The organism is Nocardia sp. NPDC004340 (assembly GCF_053602575.1).
The window spans coordinates 669,095-685,328 of the sequence record NZ_JBSGDW010000001.1 but is presented as its reverse complement, the minus strand read 5'-3'; the positions used below and the strand labels follow the sequence as shown (position 1 = coordinate 685,328).

Annotated in this window: 16 protein-coding genes; 13 read left to right on the top strand and 3 right to left on the bottom strand. The window is 68.7% G+C overall.

Features of this window, described 5'->3' with window-relative positions:
- Positions 1 to 32: 32 nt before the first annotated feature.
- The 8 genes from ACWEOI_RS02890 (at position 33) to ACWEOI_RS02855 (ending at position 8,905) form a co-directional block, all read left to right on the top strand.
- Positions 33 to 1,253 (top strand): acyl-CoA dehydrogenase family protein, encoded by a 1,221-nt coding sequence (locus tag ACWEOI_RS02890; protein WP_433673220.1) that lies wholly within the window; start codon positions 33 to 35, stop codon positions 1,251 to 1,253.
- Positions 1,250 to 2,044: an SDR family oxidoreductase gene (locus tag ACWEOI_RS02885; protein ID WP_213558297.1), complete on the top strand. Its 795-nt coding sequence runs from the start codon at positions 1,250 to 1,252 to the stop codon at positions 2,042 to 2,044. The genes ACWEOI_RS02890 and ACWEOI_RS02885 overlap by 4 nt, the downstream gene beginning before the upstream one ends.
- A gap of 252 nt (positions 2,045 to 2,296) precedes the next feature.
- A complete protein-coding gene (locus ACWEOI_RS02880) occupies positions 2,297 to 3,001 on the top strand; it encodes a hypothetical protein (protein WP_433670223.1) in 705 nt (234 codons plus the stop codon).
- A gap of 91 nt (positions 3,002 to 3,092) precedes the next feature.
- Entirely contained in the window at positions 3,093 to 3,701 is a 609-nt protein-coding gene (locus ACWEOI_RS02875) for a TetR/AcrR family transcriptional regulator (RefSeq protein WP_357089804.1), read from the top strand.
- A 49-nt stretch (positions 3,702 to 3,750) separates the two neighbouring features.
- Positions 3,751 to 4,902: an acetyl-CoA C-acetyltransferase gene (locus ACWEOI_RS02870; protein WP_452359185.1), complete on the top strand. Its 1,152-nt coding sequence runs from the start codon at positions 3,751 to 3,753 to the stop codon at positions 4,900 to 4,902.
- Positions 4,903 to 5,033: 131 nt separating this feature from the next.
- A complete protein-coding gene (locus ACWEOI_RS02865; RefSeq protein WP_452358799.1) occupies positions 5,034 to 6,869 on the top strand; it encodes a multicopper oxidase family protein in 1,836 nt (611 codons plus the stop codon).
- Positions 6,870 to 6,934: 65 nt separating this feature from the next.
- The gene (locus ACWEOI_RS02860; RefSeq protein ID WP_452358798.1) at positions 6,935 to 7,351 is read left to right on the top strand and encodes a hypothetical protein; all 417 of its coding nucleotides are present in this window, start codon (positions 6,935 to 6,937) and stop codon (positions 7,349 to 7,351) included.
- A gap of 174 nt (positions 7,352 to 7,525) precedes the next feature.
- Positions 7,526 to 8,905 (top strand): uracil-xanthine permease family protein, encoded by a 1,380-nt coding sequence (locus tag ACWEOI_RS02855; RefSeq protein WP_452358797.1) that lies wholly within the window; start codon positions 7,526 to 7,528, stop codon positions 8,903 to 8,905.
- Here ACWEOI_RS02855 and ACWEOI_RS02850 read toward each other — a convergent pair.
- Positions 8,894 to 9,757, bottom strand: coding sequence for a metallophosphoesterase (locus tag ACWEOI_RS02850; RefSeq protein WP_433670231.1), 864 nt, complete (start codon positions 9,755 to 9,757; stop codon positions 8,894 to 8,896). The genes ACWEOI_RS02855 and ACWEOI_RS02850 overlap by 12 nt on opposite strands.
- Before the next feature lie 36 nt (positions 9,758 to 9,793).
- Between ACWEOI_RS02850 and ACWEOI_RS02845 the strand changes: the two genes are divergently transcribed.
- Positions 9,794 to 10,630, top strand: coding sequence for an SDR family NAD(P)-dependent oxidoreductase (locus ACWEOI_RS02845; RefSeq protein WP_452358796.1), 837 nt, complete (start codon positions 9,794 to 9,796; stop codon positions 10,628 to 10,630).
- Positions 10,631 to 10,706: 76 nt separating this feature from the next.
- Here the strand turns inward: ACWEOI_RS02845 and ACWEOI_RS02840 are convergent, their stop codons facing one another.
- Positions 10,707 to 11,621 carry an SDR family oxidoreductase gene (locus ACWEOI_RS02840; protein WP_433670232.1) on the bottom strand — a complete coding sequence of 305 codons (915 nt, stop codon included), beginning with the start codon at positions 11,619 to 11,621 and terminating at the stop codon, positions 10,707 to 10,709.
- Positions 11,622 to 11,651: 30 nt separating this feature from the next.
- Positions 11,652 to 12,446, bottom strand: a complete 795-nt coding sequence (locus ACWEOI_RS02835; protein WP_452358795.1) for an SDR family oxidoreductase — start codon at positions 12,444 to 12,446, stop codon at positions 11,652 to 11,654.
- A 50-nt stretch (positions 12,447 to 12,496) separates the two neighbouring features.
- Between ACWEOI_RS02835 and ACWEOI_RS02830 the strand changes: the two genes are divergently transcribed.
- From ACWEOI_RS02830 to ACWEOI_RS02815, 4 genes are read left to right on the top strand one after another with little or no spacing between them, the layout of a single operon-like run.
- Positions 12,497 to 13,261 (top strand): enoyl-CoA hydratase family protein, encoded by a 765-nt coding sequence (locus tag ACWEOI_RS02830; RefSeq protein ID WP_357089788.1) that lies wholly within the window; start codon positions 12,497 to 12,499, stop codon positions 13,259 to 13,261.
- 4 nt (positions 13,262 to 13,265) lie between these two features.
- Complete coding sequence (locus tag ACWEOI_RS02825) at positions 13,266 to 14,141, top strand: CoA transferase subunit A (protein WP_452358794.1); 876 nt, start codon at positions 13,266 to 13,268, stop codon at positions 14,139 to 14,141.
- Positions 14,141 to 14,899, top strand: a complete 759-nt coding sequence (locus ACWEOI_RS02820; RefSeq protein WP_433670237.1) for a CoA-transferase subunit beta — start codon at positions 14,141 to 14,143, stop codon at positions 14,897 to 14,899. The genes ACWEOI_RS02825 and ACWEOI_RS02820 overlap by 1 nt, the downstream gene beginning before the upstream one ends.
- Complete coding sequence (locus ACWEOI_RS02815) at positions 14,896 to 15,975, top strand: NAD(P)H-dependent flavin oxidoreductase (protein ID WP_452358793.1); 1,080 nt, start codon at positions 14,896 to 14,898, stop codon at positions 15,973 to 15,975. Before ACWEOI_RS02820 ends, ACWEOI_RS02815 begins: the two co-directional genes overlap by 4 nt.
- Positions 15,976 to 16,234: the final 259 nt, after the last annotated feature.

Below are 16,234 nucleotides of genomic sequence, written 5' to 3'. Positions count from 1 at the left end.
AGTGCTTGGTAGGTTACTCTACCGACGTGAGCATGATCCAGACCCCCGAACCGGCCAGCGGGATCGAACCCGCGGAGGATGCCGCATTCCGCGCCGAGGTGCGTGATTGGCTGGAAGAGAACCTGAACGGCCAGTTCCGCGAGCTGCGCGGGCTCGGTGGTCCCGGGCGCGAGCACGAGGCTTTCGAGGAGCGGCTCGAATGGGACCGCGCCCTCGCCGCCGCCGGGCTGACCTGCCTGGGCTGGCCCAAGGAGTGGGGCGGTCGCGACGCCACCCTGCGCCAGCAGGTCATCTTCCACGAGGAATACGCCAAGGCCGACGCCCCGGCCCGGGTCTCGCACCTGGGTGAGGAACTGCTCGGCCCGACCGTTCTGGCCTTCGGCACCGAGGAGCAGAAGCAGCGCTTCCTGCCCGGCATCCGCAATGTCACCGAACTGTGGTGCCAGGGCTACTCGGAGCCGGGCGCGGGTTCGGACCTGGCGGCCGTCACCACCTCCGCCCAGCTCGAGGGCGACGAGTGGGTCATCAACGGCCAGAAGGTCTGGACCTCGCTGGCGCATCTGTCGGACTGGTGCTTCGTGGTCGCTCGCACCGAGAAGGGCTCGACCCGCCATCACGGCCTGTCCTATCTGCTCGTGCCCATGAAGCAGCCGGGCGTCGAGGTGCGGCCGATCATCCAGCTCACCGGGACCGCGGAATTCAACGAGGTCTTCTTCGAGAACGCCCGCACCGCCGCCGATCTGGTGGTCGGGCAGCCCGGCGACGGCTGGAAGGTCGCCATGGGCACGCTCACCTTCGAGCGCGGCATCTCCACGGTAGGCCAGCAGATCCGCTACGCGCGGGAGCTTGCCGATCTGGAGGCCGTGGCCAAGGAGAACGGCGCCATCGACAACCCGGTCATCGCCGATCGCCTGGACAAGGCGTGGGTCGGCCTGCGGGTGCTGCGCGCCCACGTGCTGCGCACCCTCGAGTCCGGCCACGACGGCGCGTCCGTGGACGCCCGCACCGCGGCCGGTCAGGCGTCGGTCACCAAGCTGCTGTGGGCCAACTGGCACCGCGACCTGGGTGAGCTGGCCATGGACGTGCTCGGCGCGCCCGGCCTGATCGCCGACGGCGAGGGCGATGACCTGAACGCCTGGCAGCGCATGTTCCTCTTCACTCGCGCGGACACCATCTACGGCGGTTCGAACGAAGTGCAGCGCAATATCATTTCCGAGCGCGTGCTCGGACTTCCCCGAGAGGCTCGACCGTGACGGATCTGTCCACCGCCCCCGAAATCACCCCCGGCCACAACCTGCTCGCGGGCAAGATCGCGGTCGTGACCGCCGCCGCGGGCACCGGCATCGGTTCGGCCACCGCGCGCCGCCTGCTCTCCGAGGGTGCGGACGTGGTCGTCTCCGACTGGCACGAGCGCCGCCTGAAGGAGACCGAGGAGGCCCTGCAGGCCGAGTTCCCGGACCGCCGGGTCGCCTCCGTGCCGTGCGACGTCAGCTCCACCGAGCAGGTCGACGCCCTGATCGCCGGGGCCGTCGCCGCGTTCGGCCGCATCGACGTCATGGTCAACAACGCCGGTCTGGGCGGCGAGGTCCCGGTCGTCGACATGACCGACGAGCAGTGGGACAAGGTCCTCGACATCACCCTCAACGGCACCTTCCGCGCCACCCGCGCGGTGCTGAAGTACTTCCGCGAGGCGGGCCACGGCGGCGTCGTCGTGAACAACGCCTCGGTGCTCGGCTGGCGCGCCCAGCACGGCCAGGCCCACTACGCCGCCGCCAAGGCCGGCGTGATGGCGCTGACCCGCTGCTCGGCCGTCGAGGCCGCCGAGTACGGCGTGCGGATCAACGCGGTGGCCCCGTCCATCGCCCGCCACGCCTTCCTGGACAAGGTCACCTCGGGCGACCTGCTCGACCGCCTGGCCGCCGGTGAGGCCTTCGGCCGCGCCGCCGAGCCGTGGGAGGTGGCCGCCACCATCGCCATGCTCGCCAGCGACTACACCACCTACCTGACCGGTGAGGTCGTCTCCATTTCGAGCCAGCGGGCGTAATTCGTTTCGGGCTCGGCCGAATTAGTGCGTTCGGCCGATGCGAAATGCTGTGCCGTGCGGTCGCAGCTTTTCTCACTGCCGCGTTCCCTCCGGGGGACGCGGCAGTGCCCGTTTTACCCAAGAAATAAATGGCTGGCGCGCCGACCCTGTCGTTGTGCAATCCTGGTTTAGGCCGGTACCGCTAGTCGAAGGGCACGACCCATGGGTCCGGATCGCCGACAACAAGCACCTCCAGAACGAGCCCACGAGGAAATGGAACTCGAGCTGGTGCGCGAGGTCGTACTGGCGCGCCGCAGGCTCGACAATGTCGTTCTGGCCGCACTGACTTTGGGTGCGGAATTACTCGACCATGACTCGGAGTGCGCCACCGCCATGCGCGCGGCGCAGATCCTCGAACAACACGCCGTCGATGAATCGGATGTGACACGCGACCCGCGGGCCGCGTTGCGGCAGGACATGATTCGCGACCGCGATCGCGCCCGCCGCCTCGGTCTGTCCCGGGCCGCCGGGCATCCGGACACCGAGGCCGAACAACGCCGCCGAAAACGAACGGCCCTGCTGTGCGAGGTGCGGGCCGACCTGCTCGAGGTGGTCCGGACCTGCCGCCGCCTGCGCTACGACCACGTGGCCTTCGCCGACGGGATCGCGCAGGGATTGTGCGCCGCCACCGACAAATTGGTGGTCGGCGCGGATATGGAGACCTATCGCGCGTGGCAGCGCGGCATGGTGCTGAAGCTCATCGAGGAACCCGCGCGGGGAGGCGCCCCGCCCCGGGTGATGGCCACCGTGGACGCCGGTCCGGGCCGGGATCCGCTCACCGTCGAGTGGGACAGTCCCGAACGTCGATTGGCTCTTGTCGCGCGAATGGCCCGAGCGGGCATTTCGCCCGTGATCATCTGCGACCGCCTGCTGGCGGACCTGTCCGTGTCCTCGCCGCTGCGCTTCTCGATGCGTTGACCAGCCGAAGATTCGCGGCGCGTCTCGTTCCGGACCGAGTGGAGCGGGGGAGCGCCTGGACCAAGCAAATGCTTGGTTGTATATTGACGGAGTGACCCAACCAGACCCCTCCAAATCGGCACGTCGCACCGAGCTGCTCGGCCTCGCCGCGAACCTATTCGCGGAGCGTGGCCTGCGTGCCACCACGGTGCGCGACATTGCCGACGCGGCGGGGATTCTATCCGGGAGTCTGTACCACCACTTCGATTCCAAAGAAGCCATGGTGGACGAAATCCTGCGCGGGTTCCTCGACGACCTCTTCGGACGCTACCGCGAGATCGTGTCGGCCGGCGTGCCCGCGCGCGACACCCTCGAGGCCCTGGTCACCGCGTCCTACGAATCCTTCGACCGGTTCCACGCCGCCGTCGCCATCTACCAGGCCGAGGCCAAACGCCTCAGTGGCACTCCGCGATTCGACTACATCGCCGAATACAACAAGGAGTTCCGCGAGCTCTGGCACCAGGTGCTGGCCAAGGGCGTCGCCGACGGCAGCTTCCGTCCGGAGATGGACATCGAGCTGGCCTACCGGTTCCTGCGCGACACCGTCTGGGTGTCGGTGCGCTGGTACCAGCCCGGCGGCCGGATCACCGTGGACAACCTCGCCAAGCAGTACCTGACCATCGTTCTCGACGGGCTCACCAGCCCCGACCAGCGCGCCTAGAGCAGTAGGAGTTTTCATGTCAGCACCGTCCCGCCGCCAGTACTCGCCGATGCGTGAGGCGTACGTGATCGACGCCGTGCGCACCCCGGTCGGCAAGCGGGGCGGCTCGCTGTCCGCCGTGCACCCGGCCGACCTGGGCGCGGCCGCCATCAAGGGCCTGCTCGAGCGCCACAACCTGGACCCGGCCGCCGTGGACGACGTGGTGTTCGGCTGCTGCGACACCATCGGCCCGCAGGCCGGCAATATCGCCCGCTCCTCGTGGCTGGCCGCCGGCTACCCCGAGTCGGTGCCGGGTGTGACCGTGGACCGTCAGTGCGGTTCCTCGCAGCAGGCCATCACCTTCGGCGCGCAGGCCATCATGTCCGGCACCGCCGAGGTGATCGTGGCGGGCGGCGTGCAGAACATGAGCGCCATCCCGATCTCCGCGGCCATGCTGGCCGGCCAGCAGTACGGCTTCGACTCGCCGTTCGTCGGCGCGCAGGGCTGGGACCACCGCTACGGCACCGGTGAAGTGTCGCAGTTCAATTCGGCCACCATGATCGCCGAGAAGTGGGAGATCTCCCGTCAGGAGATGGAGGAGTGGGCGCTGCGCAGCCACGACCGCGCCCGCAAGGCCATCGTGGACGGCAAGTTCGACCGCGAGATCATCCCGGTCGGCGAGTTCTCGATCGACGAGTGCCCGCGCGAGACCACCCTGGAGAAGATGGCCGGCCTGCAGCCGCTCGCCGAGGGCAGCCGCATCACCGCCGCGCTGGCCAGCCAGATCTCCGACGGCTCCAGCGCTACCCTGCTCGCCTCGGAGTGGGCGGTGCAGGAGTACGGCCTGACCCCGCGCGCCCGCATCCACCACGTGAGCGCCCGTGGCGCGGACCCGATCTTCATGCTCACCGCGCCGATCCCGGCCACCCAGTGGGCGCTGGAGAAGACCGGCCTCACCATCCACGACATGGACGTCATCGAGATCAACGAGGCCTTCGCCTCGGTCGTCCTGGCCTGGATCAAGGAGACTGGCGCCGACCCGGACAAGGTGAACGTCAACGGTGGCGCCATCGCGCTCGGCCACCCGCTGGGCGCCACCGGCGCCAAGCTGTTCTCGACCCTGCTCAACGAGCTGGAGCGGGTGAACGGCCGCTACGGTCTGCTCACCATCTGTGAGGGTGGCGGCACCGCCAACGTCACCATCATCGAGCGCCTGGGCTAGTCCCGCCCGACCGTTTCGAAAGCCGCACACCGGATTACGGTGTGCGGCTTTCGGCTTTGCGTGCCCGGACCGTCGGTTATCGTCGAAGGCAGACCCGTTGACAGTCGGGCATTGTCCAGGGGTTGAGCTGGATGAACGAGAACCTGCCGCGACGGGGGTTCCTCTTGGGGGCCTTCGGATTCGCGGGCATGGGCTACCTGGCCGCGGCCGCGGCCGAACCGTCGCCCCTGCCGCCACCGCCGGTGCCGCTGCCGGCCATTCCGGCGCCCCCGGTGACGCCGTTCAACTACCACTCGCCGCCGTTGCGGCCTTTCGTCGACGAGCTGCCCATTCCCGAAACACGGCTGGCGGCAGGAGAATTGGACGTGATATCGGGGACGCACCGATACCATCGCGACCTCCCGGAAACCCGCAGCTGGGGCTTCGGTCGGCCGGTGCTCGGCCCGAACCTGGAGGCCGTGCGGGATCGAATGGCGCGCATCAGGTTTCGCAATCAGCTGGGCGAGCACGTGCTGGCCGCGCACGTGGACACCACCATGCACGGCGTCACCGAGGCGGATCGCACCGATCCACGCTTCACCGTGCATCTGCACGGCGGCGCGAATTCCCCGGACGCCGACGGGCATCCGCTGATCGGCTGGCGCAATGGCGGCGGGCCGACCTTCACCTACGGCAATCGGCAGGAGGCGGCCACCCTCTGGTATCACGACCACGCCATGGGGATCACCAGATTGAACATCCAGGCCGGGCTGGCCGGAATGTATTACCTGCGCGACGAATTCGACACCGGCCGCGACGACAATCCGGTCGGCCTGCCCAGCGGTGAATTCGAGATCCCGCTCATCGTGCAGGACCGCACGTTCAATGCCGACGGCAGCCTGCAACCCATGGTGGCCACCTATATTCCGCAGGGCTACAACCAATCCGGGCAGCTCGGCGACGTGTGCTGCGTGAACGGGGTGGCGTGGCCGCGGCTGGAGGTCCGGCGCACCGTCTACCGGTTCCGGCTGCTCAACGGATCCAATTCACGGCCCTACGTCTTCGAGTTCTCCAATGCCCAGCCGTTCTACGTCATCGGCGGTGACCTGGGGCTGCTCGACGCGCCGGTGATCGCGCCGTGGGTGCGGGTCAGCCCGGGGGAGCGGGTCGACCTGCTCGTCGATTTCCGCGGGATTCGCGACGGGGAGCACGTCGACCTGATCAACACCGCCCTCAACGATTTCGGCAATACCGTGTTCATGGCCCCCGAACTGCGGTCGGTCATGCGCTTCACGGGCGCGGGCGGCGGGCCCGCCGCCGACCTCCCGCCCGTCCTGCGCGGCGGTCCGGGACTGCCCGATCCGCTGGAACCGACCCACCGGCCGGACTCGGTGCGCACCGTGACCCTGATGGGCCTCAACGACGATTCCCGGCCGGTGGTCTTCTCGACCATGATGGCGCTGAACAACCTGGCCTTCCTGAGCTCGGACATCGATCTGGCGCGGGCCGGGACCACCGAACGGTGGGACATCGTCAACACCACGCCCTTCGATCACCCCATCCACCTGCACCTGGCCCGGCTGCGGGTGATCGGCCGTCAGCCCATCCTGACCTCCGCCTACATCGCCGCCAACCATCCGCCCGGATTCGGGACCCGCTGGGCGCCGTCGGCCGACGCCTACGCCCTGGGGCCCGAACAAGGCCCGCCCCCTTGGGAAGTCGGCTGGAAGGACACCGTCGAGTGCCCGACCGACACCATCACCCGGGTGCTGGTGCGATGGCCGTCGGTGGTGGAACTCGGGTTCGATCCGGACGCCGTCGTCGCGGCGCCGCCGGGCGCGGAGGTGGTGGCGCCGCACCCGGATGCGGACATGGCCATGCCCGACGGGATGGCCGAGGCCGCGGAGGTGCGCGGCTACGTCTGGCACTGCCACAATCTCGACCACGCCGATCACGACATGATGCAGCGGATTCGTGTGCTGCCCTGACGAGCGGGTGCGCGAAGTTCTCGATGCCGCACGGCATCTCGTCGATCCCTCCTAGGCTTTCCCGCATGCCGAATTCGGTGGATGCTCGGTTCGAGGAGGTGGCGCGCTTGGCGCGTCAGGTCCAAGACGCGGTCGAGCGGGTCCGCGCCCGCGCCGCGGTGGACGGCGTGCGCGTCGAGGTGGCGTTCGACGGCCGGATCATCACCCTGGTGCTACCGGATTCCGGTATGGCACAGTCGATTACGCGGGCACATGAGCGTGCGTACGCACGGGCGCGAGAGCGGGTCGCGGCCCTGCGCCGCGAGTTCACCGCCGATCCGACCGTGGCGGCGGCGCTGCGCCGATGGCTACCCGCGGCCGTCGAGCCGTCGAATATCTGTGTCTCGCAGAATAGTTCCGGATCCGGCTCGGCGGAGACTCCGAATCCGTATGCGCTGCCGTTCGCCATCGGGCGGCGCTACGGCGTGGACCGGCGACGGTGAAGGTTGCGGGACATTGTCTCGGCGGCGGGCCCGGACCGTGAATCCGGGCATTGGTGATCTTGAAGTCTCAGTGCCCGGCGTCGGGACCGGCCGCGTGGGGTCGTGAGCTGTAAGTTTGCTCGGATTATGATGGCCGCGAAGCACTTCGGACCTTCGGGAGAAAGCGGGCAGTTCATGGATTTGGGTGTCCGCTGGACGGTGCACGGCGACGGTCGCACGCCCGCACCGGGAGCCGTGGTGCGGCCCGACGAGCGGCTGTCCTGGCCGCGCACCTTCGGCCTCGGCGCGCAGCATGTGGTGGCGATGTTCGGCGCGAGCTTCGTCGCGCCGGTCCTGATGGGGCTGGATCCCAACCTTGCCATCATGATGTCCGGCGTCGCGACCGCCCTGTTCCTGCTGGCCACGCGCGGCCGGGTGCCCAGCTATCTGGGCTGCTCACTGTCTTTCGTCGGCGTGGCCGCGGTGATCCGGGCGCAGGGTGGCAGTAGCGCCACGGTGACCGGGGCCTGCCTGGTGGTCGGGGCCGCACTGTTCCTGATCGGCCTGGCCGTGCAGCGCTTCGGCGCGCGCGTCATCCACGCCGCCATGCCGCCCGTGGTGACCGGCGCGGTGGTCATGCTGATCGGCTTCAACCTGGCCCCGGTCACCGCCACGACCTACTGGCCGCAGGACCAGTGGACCGCGCTGCTGGTCATGCTGTTCACCGGGCTGGCGGTGGTGGCGCTGCGTGGCTTCTTCGCGCGCATCGCCATCTTCCTGGGCCTGGTGTTCGGGTACGGGCTGTCCTGGCTGCTGGACCGGGTGTTCGGGCGGATCCACTCCGCCGACGGCAGCGGCAAGGTCACCGACCACTGGCGGCTCGATCTTTCCGGTGTGGCCCAGGCGGATTGGATCGGACTGCCCAGTTTCCATGCCCCGGCCTTCCAGTGGTCGGCCGTCCTGGTGGCCCTGCCCGTGGTGATCGCGCTGGTCGCCGAGAACGCCGGGCACGTGAAGGCGGTCGGCGAGATGACCGGGGGCGACCTCGACGACAAGCTCGGCACCGCCATCGCCGCCGACGGCGCGGCATCCATGCTGTCCACCGCGGTCGGCGGCCCGCCCAACACCACCTACTCCGAGAACATCGGGGTCATGGCCGCCACCCGGGTGTACTCCACGGCCGCCTACTGGGCCGCCGCGTTCTTCGCCCTGCTGTTCGGCCTGTGTCCCAAGTTCGGGGCCATCGTCGCGGCCATCCCCGGCGGCGTGCTGGGCGGGATCACCGTCATCCTCTACGGCATGATCGGCCTGCTCGGCGCGCAGATCTGGACCAATGCCCGGGTCGATCTGCGCAATCCGCTGAACCTGGTCCCGGCCGCGGCGGGCCTGATCATCGGCATCGGCAATGTGAGCATGAAGTTCACCGACACCTTCACCCTGAGCGGCATCGCGCTGGGCGCCCTGGTCGTCATCACCGGCTACCACGTGCTGCGCGTGTTCGCCCCCGCGCACTTCAAGGGGGAGGAGCCCCTGCTGGACGAGGGCACCTCCTCCTACGACGAATCAGGCGGGTAGCGAACGGGGTTCGGCCGTGTCCGCCCCGGCATAGGGGAGTTGCAGGACATACCAGGTGTGGTCGGTCGAATACTCCAGGTACTGCGAGGCGTCCGGATCGCAGGCCAGGCCCTCGACCCGGGTCCAGTCGCCGTCACCGGCGGCGATGGTGTCGGTGTAGCGGACATGCAGGTGGCCGTGGAAGAGCAGGTCCGGCCGCAGGGCGCCCACGACGGTCTGGATGCGGTCCTGGTTGGGAAAGCACTCGGGCTTGTCCTTGCGATTCCACTTCGGTTGCGAGGCGCGCGGTTTGTCATGGGTGAGCAGCACGTCCACCGGCGAGCTGTCGGCCGCGAGCAGCTCGGCCAGCTCGTCGTCGGTCATCTCCTCCTCCGGAAACCACAGCGTGCCGGCGGTATCCGGGCGTTTCGAGGAACCGTAGCGACGGCGCTTGTCGAGCTGGGCGGCCTTGCGCGCCTCCCAGGCCAGACGGCGGCCCTTGTCGGTGGAGCGGGCCCCACCGAACGCGGCGAAAGTGGTGCCCTCCCACGTCCAGCGGTGTCCGCGGGGCGCGTACCGCAGGTGCTTGCGGCAGATCAGGAAGCCCTCGTCGTCGCGCTGCTTGTCGTAGAGTTCGTGCAGCAGCGAGGTCTTGTCGTGGTTGCCGTCGAGGAAGTACACGGTGATCCCGGCCTTCTTGGCCGCCTTGTTCACCACGTCGAAGTACCGCCGTCCGGCGGGCGTGTGCTCCCAGGCCCCGAAGTCGCCGACCGCGAACAGCTTCGCGCAGTCACGGTGTGCCGCGACCCGCACCAGCTTCAGCGCGTGCTCGGTGTTCCCGTGCAGGTCTCCGACAATCAGGACATTCCCCATCGCCACATCGTGGCATGACGGAATTAGGCTGACCACATGAATTCTGTGTTGGTCACCGGAGCGGCCCGCGGTATCGGAAAAGCCATCTGCCTGCGGATGGCGCAGCGGGGCTGGCAGGTCTACGCGGGCGTCCGCAAGCTCTCCGACGGCGAGGCCCTGACCGCCGCGAATCCCGCCATCACCCCTGTCGTCCTGGACGTCACCGACCCCGACCAGATCGCGGCCCTCGACGCGGCGCTGCCCGCCGACCTCACCGCCGTGGTCAACAACGCGGGCGTCGTCGTCGACGGCCCCGTGGAGCTGCTCACCCAGGAGGAACTCCGAAACCAGTTCGAGGTCAATGTCTTCGGCGCGGTCGCCGTCACCCAGGCCGTCCTCCCGCGCCTGCGCGCCACTCGGGGCCGGGTGGTCTTCATCTCCTCGCTGTCCGGCCGCATCTCCACCCCCGGCACCGGCGCGTACAACGCGTCCAAGTTCGCGCTCGAGGGCCTGGTCGACGCCCTGCGAGTGGAGCTGCGCCCCTGGGGAATCCGCACCTCGCTGATCGAGCCCGGCCCGATCGCCACCGACCTCTGGTTCGGCGCGACCGATATGGTCGACTCCACCACCGCCCACCTCACCGATGACCAGCGCACCCTCTACGCCGCGCACCTCGCGGGTCTGCGCCGGATGTCCCAGCAGGTCCCCAAGATCGCCGCCCCGGTCGAGTCGGTGGTCAGGGAGGTCGAAAAGGCGCTCACCGCAAAGCGACCGAGCGCCCGCTACATCCCCGGCCTCGCCGGAAAGGTCCAGGTGGTCGCTACCGCCCTGACCCCGACCCCGGTGCTGGACACCCTCTTCGCCCTGGTCTCGGGCATCAGCAAGAAGAAGTAGCGGCGGCCGAGAAAACAGAACCGCCGGTACCCATCGAGACGGGTACCGGCGGTCGAAGCGCTTCGGGCGGTGCGTATTACGCGCCGTAGACCGGCTCCGGGGTGACGGCCTTGGCGAGCAGGTCGTTCACGACCGGGCCCAGGTCGGCCGGGTTCCAGCGGGCACCGCGATCGACGGAGACGCCGTGACGGTGGCCGTCCATGACGGTGACCTTGCCGGCCTCTACCTCGAACATACGGCCGGTGACGGCGGCGGACTCGGCGCTACCCAGCCAAACCACCAGGGGGGAGACGTTTTCCGGGGCCATGGCGTCGAAGCCGCCGTCCTCGGGAGCCGCCATGGTCTCGGCGAACACGGTTTCGGTCATGCGGGTGCGCGCGGCCGGGGCGATGGCGTTCACGGTAATGCCGTAGCGACCCATTTCGGCAGCGGCGGTAATGGTCAGGCCTGCGATACCGGCCTTGGCGGCGGAGTAGTTGCCCTGACCGACCGAACCGAGCAGACCCGCGCCCGAGCTGGTGTTGATGACGCGCGCCTGGGGCTGACGGCCCGCCTTGGACTCGTTGCGCCAGTATTCGGCGGCGTGACGCATCGGGGCGAAGTGGCCCTTGAGATGCACCTTGATGACCGCGTCCCACTCGTCTTCGCCGAGGTTGACCAGCATACGGTCGCGGACGATACCGGCATTGTTCACCAGAACGTCCAGACCGCCGAAGGTCTCGATGGCGGTGGAGACCAAACGACGCGCACCCTCCCAATCGGAGACATCGTCACCGTTCACCACGGCTTCGCCACCCGCGGCACGAATCTCCTCGACCACCTTCGCGGCACCGGAGTCCGGCTTGGGCGTGCCGTCGAGCTCGGCACCCAGGTCGTTCACCACGACCTTGGCGCCGGCGGCGGCGAAAGCCAGCGCGTGCGCGCGGCCGATGCCCTGACCCGCACCGGTCACGATGACGACGCGGCCGTCGCAGATCTTCTTGTCCGTCATATCGATTACCTCTTCGTGTGTTCGGTCGGTCTAGTGGCCTGAGACGGCGGGGACGTCCGCGGTGGAGGCTTCCAGGAAGGCGGGCTTCTCGCCGCCGCCGTGCACCAGCAGCGCGCTGCCGGTGACATAGGACGCGAGCGGGGAGGCCAGGAAGGCGGCGGTGCGGCCGATGTCCTCCGGGGTCGCCATGCGCCCCATGGGCACCGTGGCGCTGACCGAGGCGATGCCGTCCTCGTCGCCGTAGTGCAGGTGCGAGGACTCGGTGTTGACCAGGCCGCAGATGACGGAGTTCATCCGGACCTTGGGCGCCCATTCCACCGCGAGCGACGAAACCAGGCTGTCCACACCGGCTTTGGCGGCGCCGTAGGCCGCGGTGCCGGGGGAGGGCCGGTGCCCGGAGACGCTGGAGATCATCACGATCGAACCGCCGGTGTCCTGCTTCTGCATGACCTCGTTGGCGATCTGCGAAACCAGCAGCGGCGCGAGCAGGTTCAGCTGCACGATCTTCGAGTGGAAGTTGGCGCTGGCGTCGGCGGCCAGGGCGAAGGGCGCGCCGCCGGCGTTGTTCACGACGGTGTCCAGGCGCCCGTACTTCTCGACGATCGTCTCGACGAGCCCGCGCACCGAATCCACATCGCGCACGTCGCACGGCAGGAAGTCGATGGTGCGGCCATTGCTCTCGACAGGGGTGTCGCCGGGGCGTCGCGCGCAGGCCACCACGGTCGCGCCCGCGTCCAGGAACACCCGGCTGATGCCGGCGCCGACGCCGCGCACGCCGCCGGTGACCAAGACGACCGAGCCGGACAGGTTTACTTCGATTCCCACCGTGCTAACCTACCAAGCACTTGCTTGTTTTGCCAACGATGGGACTCGCGATGGGGATCAACCGTCACACCGAAACCGAGGGCGTCGAAGTCGTCACTGTCGACTACGCCCCGGTCAACGCTCTGCCTTCCGACGGCTGGTTCGCCCTGGCCGACGCCGTCACCCAGGCCGGTAAGAACCCGGAGACCCGGGTCGTGGTGCTGCGCGCCGAGGGCCGCGGCTTCAACGCCGGCGTGGACATCAAGGAGATGAACGCCGACACCGGCCACACCGCGCTGATCCGCGCGAACCACGGCTGCTTCGCCGCGTTCGCCGCGATCTACGACTGTGAGGTCCCGGTCGTCACCGCCGTGAACGGCTTCTGCCTCGGCGGCGGCATCGGCCTGGTCGGCAACTCCGACGTCATCGTCGCCTCCGACGACGCGACCTTCGGCCTCCCCGAGGTCGACCGCGGCGCGCTCGGTGCGGCCACCCACCTGGCCCGACTGGTCCCCCAGCACCTGATGCGGACCATGTTCTACACCGCGGGCACCCTGACCGCGCAGCAGCTGCACCACTACGGCTCGGTCTTCAAGGTGGTGCCGCGCGCCGAACTGGACGCCGCCGCCATGGAGGTCGCCAAGAACATCGCCAACAAGGACGGCCGCGTGATCCGCGCCGCCAAGAAGGCGCTCAACGGCATCGACGTGCAGGACGTGCACCGCTCGTACCGCTTCGAGCAGGGCTTCACCATGGAGCTGAACCTCGCGGGTGTGGCCGACGAGATCCGGGCGCGCTTCGACGACGACCTGGCCGCGCAGAAGAAGGGGAAGTAAAGCCATGCGCGACAAGCGAATGAACCTCGACGAGGTCGTCGGCGAGCTGCGCAGCGGCATGACCATCGGCATCGGCGGCTGGGGTTCCCGGCGTAAGCCGATGGCCTTCGTGCGCGCCCTGCTGCGTTCGGACGTCACCGATCTGACCGTCGTCACCTACGGCGGCCCGGACCTGGGTCTGCTGTGCTCGGCGGGCAAGGTCAAGAAGGCGTACTACGGCTTCGTGTCCCTGGACTCGGCGCCGTTCTACGACCCGTGGTTCGCCAAGGCCCGGACCGAGGGCGCGATCACCGTGCGCGAGATGGACGAGGGCATGGTCAAGTGCGGTCTGCAGGCCGCCGCGGCCCGCCTGCCGTTCCTGCCGATCCGCGCCGGCCTGGGTTCCGCCGTCGTCGATTTCTGGGAGGGCGAGCTGAAGACCGTTCAGTCGCCGTACCCGACCGACGGCAAGAACGAGACCCTGGTCGCCATGCCCGCGCTGAACCTGGACGCCGCCTTCGTGCACCTGGACCTGGGCGACAAGCACGGCAACGCCGCCTACACCGGCGTCGACCCGTACATGGACGACCTGTACATGCTCTCGGCCGAGAAGCGCTACCTGTCGGTGGACCGCCTGGTCGAGACCGAGGAACTGGTGAAAGCCGTTCCGACGCAGTCCCTCGTCCTGAACCGCATGATGGTCGACGGAGTCGTCGAGGCTCCCGGCGGCGCGCACTTCACCTTCTCCGGCAGCTACGGCCGCGACGAGAAGTTCCAGCGCCACTACGTCGAGGCCGCCAAGACCCCCGAGTCGTGGGCCGAGTTCAAGGCTCGCTTCCTGGACGTGTCCGAGGCCGAATACCAGGCCGCCGTCAAGGCTTTCGCCGAGGAGCAGAAGTAATGACCGACACCACCACGATCACTCGGGCCGAGATCTGCGTCGTCGCGGCCGCGGAGATCTTCCGGGGCGCGGGCGAGATCATGGCCTCCCCGATGTCCACCGTCACCACCATCGGCGCGCGCCTGGCGCGGCTCACCTTCGAGCCCGACCTGCTGCTGTCCGACGGTGAGGCGCTGTTCTTCGCCGAGGTCCCGCCGATCGGCGGCAAGGCTCCCATCGAGGGCTGGATCCCGTTCTCGAAGGTCTTCGACGTCGTGAACTCCGGTCGCCGCCACGTGGTCATGGGCGCCAACCAGCTCGACCGCTTCGGCAACCAGAACCTGTCGGCGTTCGGCCCGCTGCAGCAGCCGACCCGCCAGATGTTCGGTGTGCGCGGCGCGCCGGGCAACACCATCAACCACGCCACCAGCTACTTCGTGCCCAAGCACAACAAGCGGGTGTTCGTGGACCAGGTCGACATCGTCTCCGGCATCGGCTACGACAAGATCGACCCGGAGAACCCGGCCTACCGGTTCCACCACCTGCACCGGGTGGTCTCGAACCTGGGCGTGTTCGACTTCAACGGTCCGGACCACACCCTGCGCGCGCTGTCGCTGCACCCCGGTGTGACCGCCGACGAGGTCGCGGAGAACACTTCGTTCGAGGTCGCCGGTCTGGCCGAGGCGGGCGAGACCCGGCTGCCGACCGAGGAAGAGCTCACCATCATCCGGACCGTGCTGGACCCGAAGGGTTTCCGCGAGAAGGAAGTGACGGCATGACCGCTCAGCGTTTGAAGACGCCGCTGACCGAACTGGTCGGCATCGAGCACCCGGTCGTGCAGACCGGCATGGGCTGGGTCGCCGGACCCGGCCTGGTCGCGGCCACCGCGAATGCGGGCGGCCTCGGCATCCTGGCCTCGGCGACCATGGACCTCGACGAGCTCGAGGTGGCCATCGCCAAGACCAAGGCCAAGACCGACAAGCCCTTCGGCGTGAACATCCGCGCCGACCTGTCGGACGCCCCGGACCGCATCGACATGATGATCCGCGAGGGCGTGAAGGTGGCCTCGTTCGCGCTGGCTCCCAAGAAGGAGCTGATCGCGAAGCTGAAGGACAACGGCGTCGTCGTGATGCCGTCCATCGGCGCGGCCAAGCACGCGGTGAAGGTCGCCTCCTGGGGCGCGGACGCGGTGATCGTGCAGGGCGGCGAGGGCGGTGGCCACACCGGTTCCGTCGCGACCACCCTGCTGCTGCCGTCGGTCCTGGACGCCGTCGACATCCCGGTCGTGGCCGGTGGCGGCTTCTTCGACGGTCGCGGCCTGGCCGCCGCGCTGTCCTACGGCGCGGCCGGTGTCGCCATGGGCACCCGCTTCCTGCTGACCCAGGACTCCAGCGTCCCGGATTCGGTGAAGCAGGAGTACCTCAAGCGCGGGCTGCAGGACACCGTGGTCTCGCTCAAGGTCGACGGCATGCCGCACCGCGTGCTCAAGACCGAGCTGGTCGAGAAGCTCGAGCACTCGGGCAATATCCGCGGCCTGTACGCCGCGCTGGTCAACGCCGCCAAGTTCAAGTCGATGACCGGCATGAAGTGGACGACGCTGGCCAAGGAGGGCCTCAACACCCGCAAGCACAAGGACCTCACCTGGTCGCAGGTCATCATGGGCGCGAACACCGCCATGTACCTGAAGGCCGGTCTGGTGGAGGGCAACACCGAAGCCGGTGTGCTCGCCTCGGGTCAGGTCGCGGGCATCATCGAGGATCTGCCGAGCGTGGCGGACCTGATGGACAGCATCATCACCGAGGCCGTCGAGCGCATCGACAGCCTCGCCGAGTACCGCGTCACGACTTCGGCCTGACGCCCCCGACGTGCGCGGCCACCACAGCCCGGCCGCGCACCCCGGATCCGCACACCATCGGATCCATTGCGCGCCGCATGTCCGGCGCACCGAGCCGCTCCCGGAACCTCTCGCCCGGGGGCGGCTTCGCGCTTTCCGGGGTCGGGTGGAGCGGATACCCGGCCGCAAACTGTCCGATTTGTCTGAACTATCGGTCCCGCAGGGGGAGGCCGGAATCTCACAGCCCGCCGATTCGCTCGTGAGGTCGGGCGAGAATACC

Bases quoted from the DNA above. Each gene is read 5' to 3' on its own strand.
- ACWEOI_RS02890 (WP_433673220.1), top strand. From the start codon at position 33: ATGATCCAGACCCCCGAACCGGCCAGCGGGATCGAACCCGCGGAGGAT.
- ACWEOI_RS02880 (WP_433670223.1), top strand. From the start codon at position 2,297: ATGGAACTCGAGCTGGTGCGCGAGGTCGTACTGGCGCGCCGCAGGCTC.
- ACWEOI_RS02870 (WP_452359185.1), top strand. From the start codon at position 3,751: ATGCGTGAGGCGTACGTGATCGACGCCGTGCGCACCCCGGTCGGCAAG.
- ACWEOI_RS02855 (WP_452358797.1), top strand. From the start codon at position 7,526: ATGGATTTGGGTGTCCGCTGGACGGTGCACGGCGACGGTCGCACGCCC.
- ACWEOI_RS02850 (WP_433670231.1), bottom strand. From the start codon at position 9,757: ATGGGGAATGTCCTGATTGTCGGAGACCTGCACGGGAACACCGAGCAC.
- ACWEOI_RS02820 (WP_433670237.1), top strand. From the start codon at position 14,141: ATGACCGACACCACCACGATCACTCGGGCCGAGATCTGCGTCGTCGCG.
- ACWEOI_RS02815 (WP_452358793.1), top strand. From the start codon at position 14,896: ATGACCGCTCAGCGTTTGAAGACGCCGCTGACCGAACTGGTCGGCATC.
- ACWEOI_RS02840 (WP_433670232.1), bottom strand. From the start codon at position 11,621: ATGACGGACAAGAAGATCTGCGACGGCCGCGTCGTCATCGTGACCGGT.
- ACWEOI_RS02830 (WP_357089788.1), top strand. From the start codon at position 12,497: ATGGGGATCAACCGTCACACCGAAACCGAGGGCGTCGAAGTCGTCACT.
- ACWEOI_RS02825 (WP_452358794.1), top strand. From the start codon at position 13,266: ATGCGCGACAAGCGAATGAACCTCGACGAGGTCGTCGGCGAGCTGCGC.
- ACWEOI_RS02865 (WP_452358799.1), top strand. From the start codon at position 5,034: ATGAACGAGAACCTGCCGCGACGGGGGTTCCTCTTGGGGGCCTTCGGA.
- ACWEOI_RS02860 (WP_452358798.1), top strand. From the start codon at position 6,935: ATGCCGAATTCGGTGGATGCTCGGTTCGAGGAGGTGGCGCGCTTGGCG.
- ACWEOI_RS02845 (WP_452358796.1), top strand. From the start codon at position 9,794: ATGAATTCTGTGTTGGTCACCGGAGCGGCCCGCGGTATCGGAAAAGCC.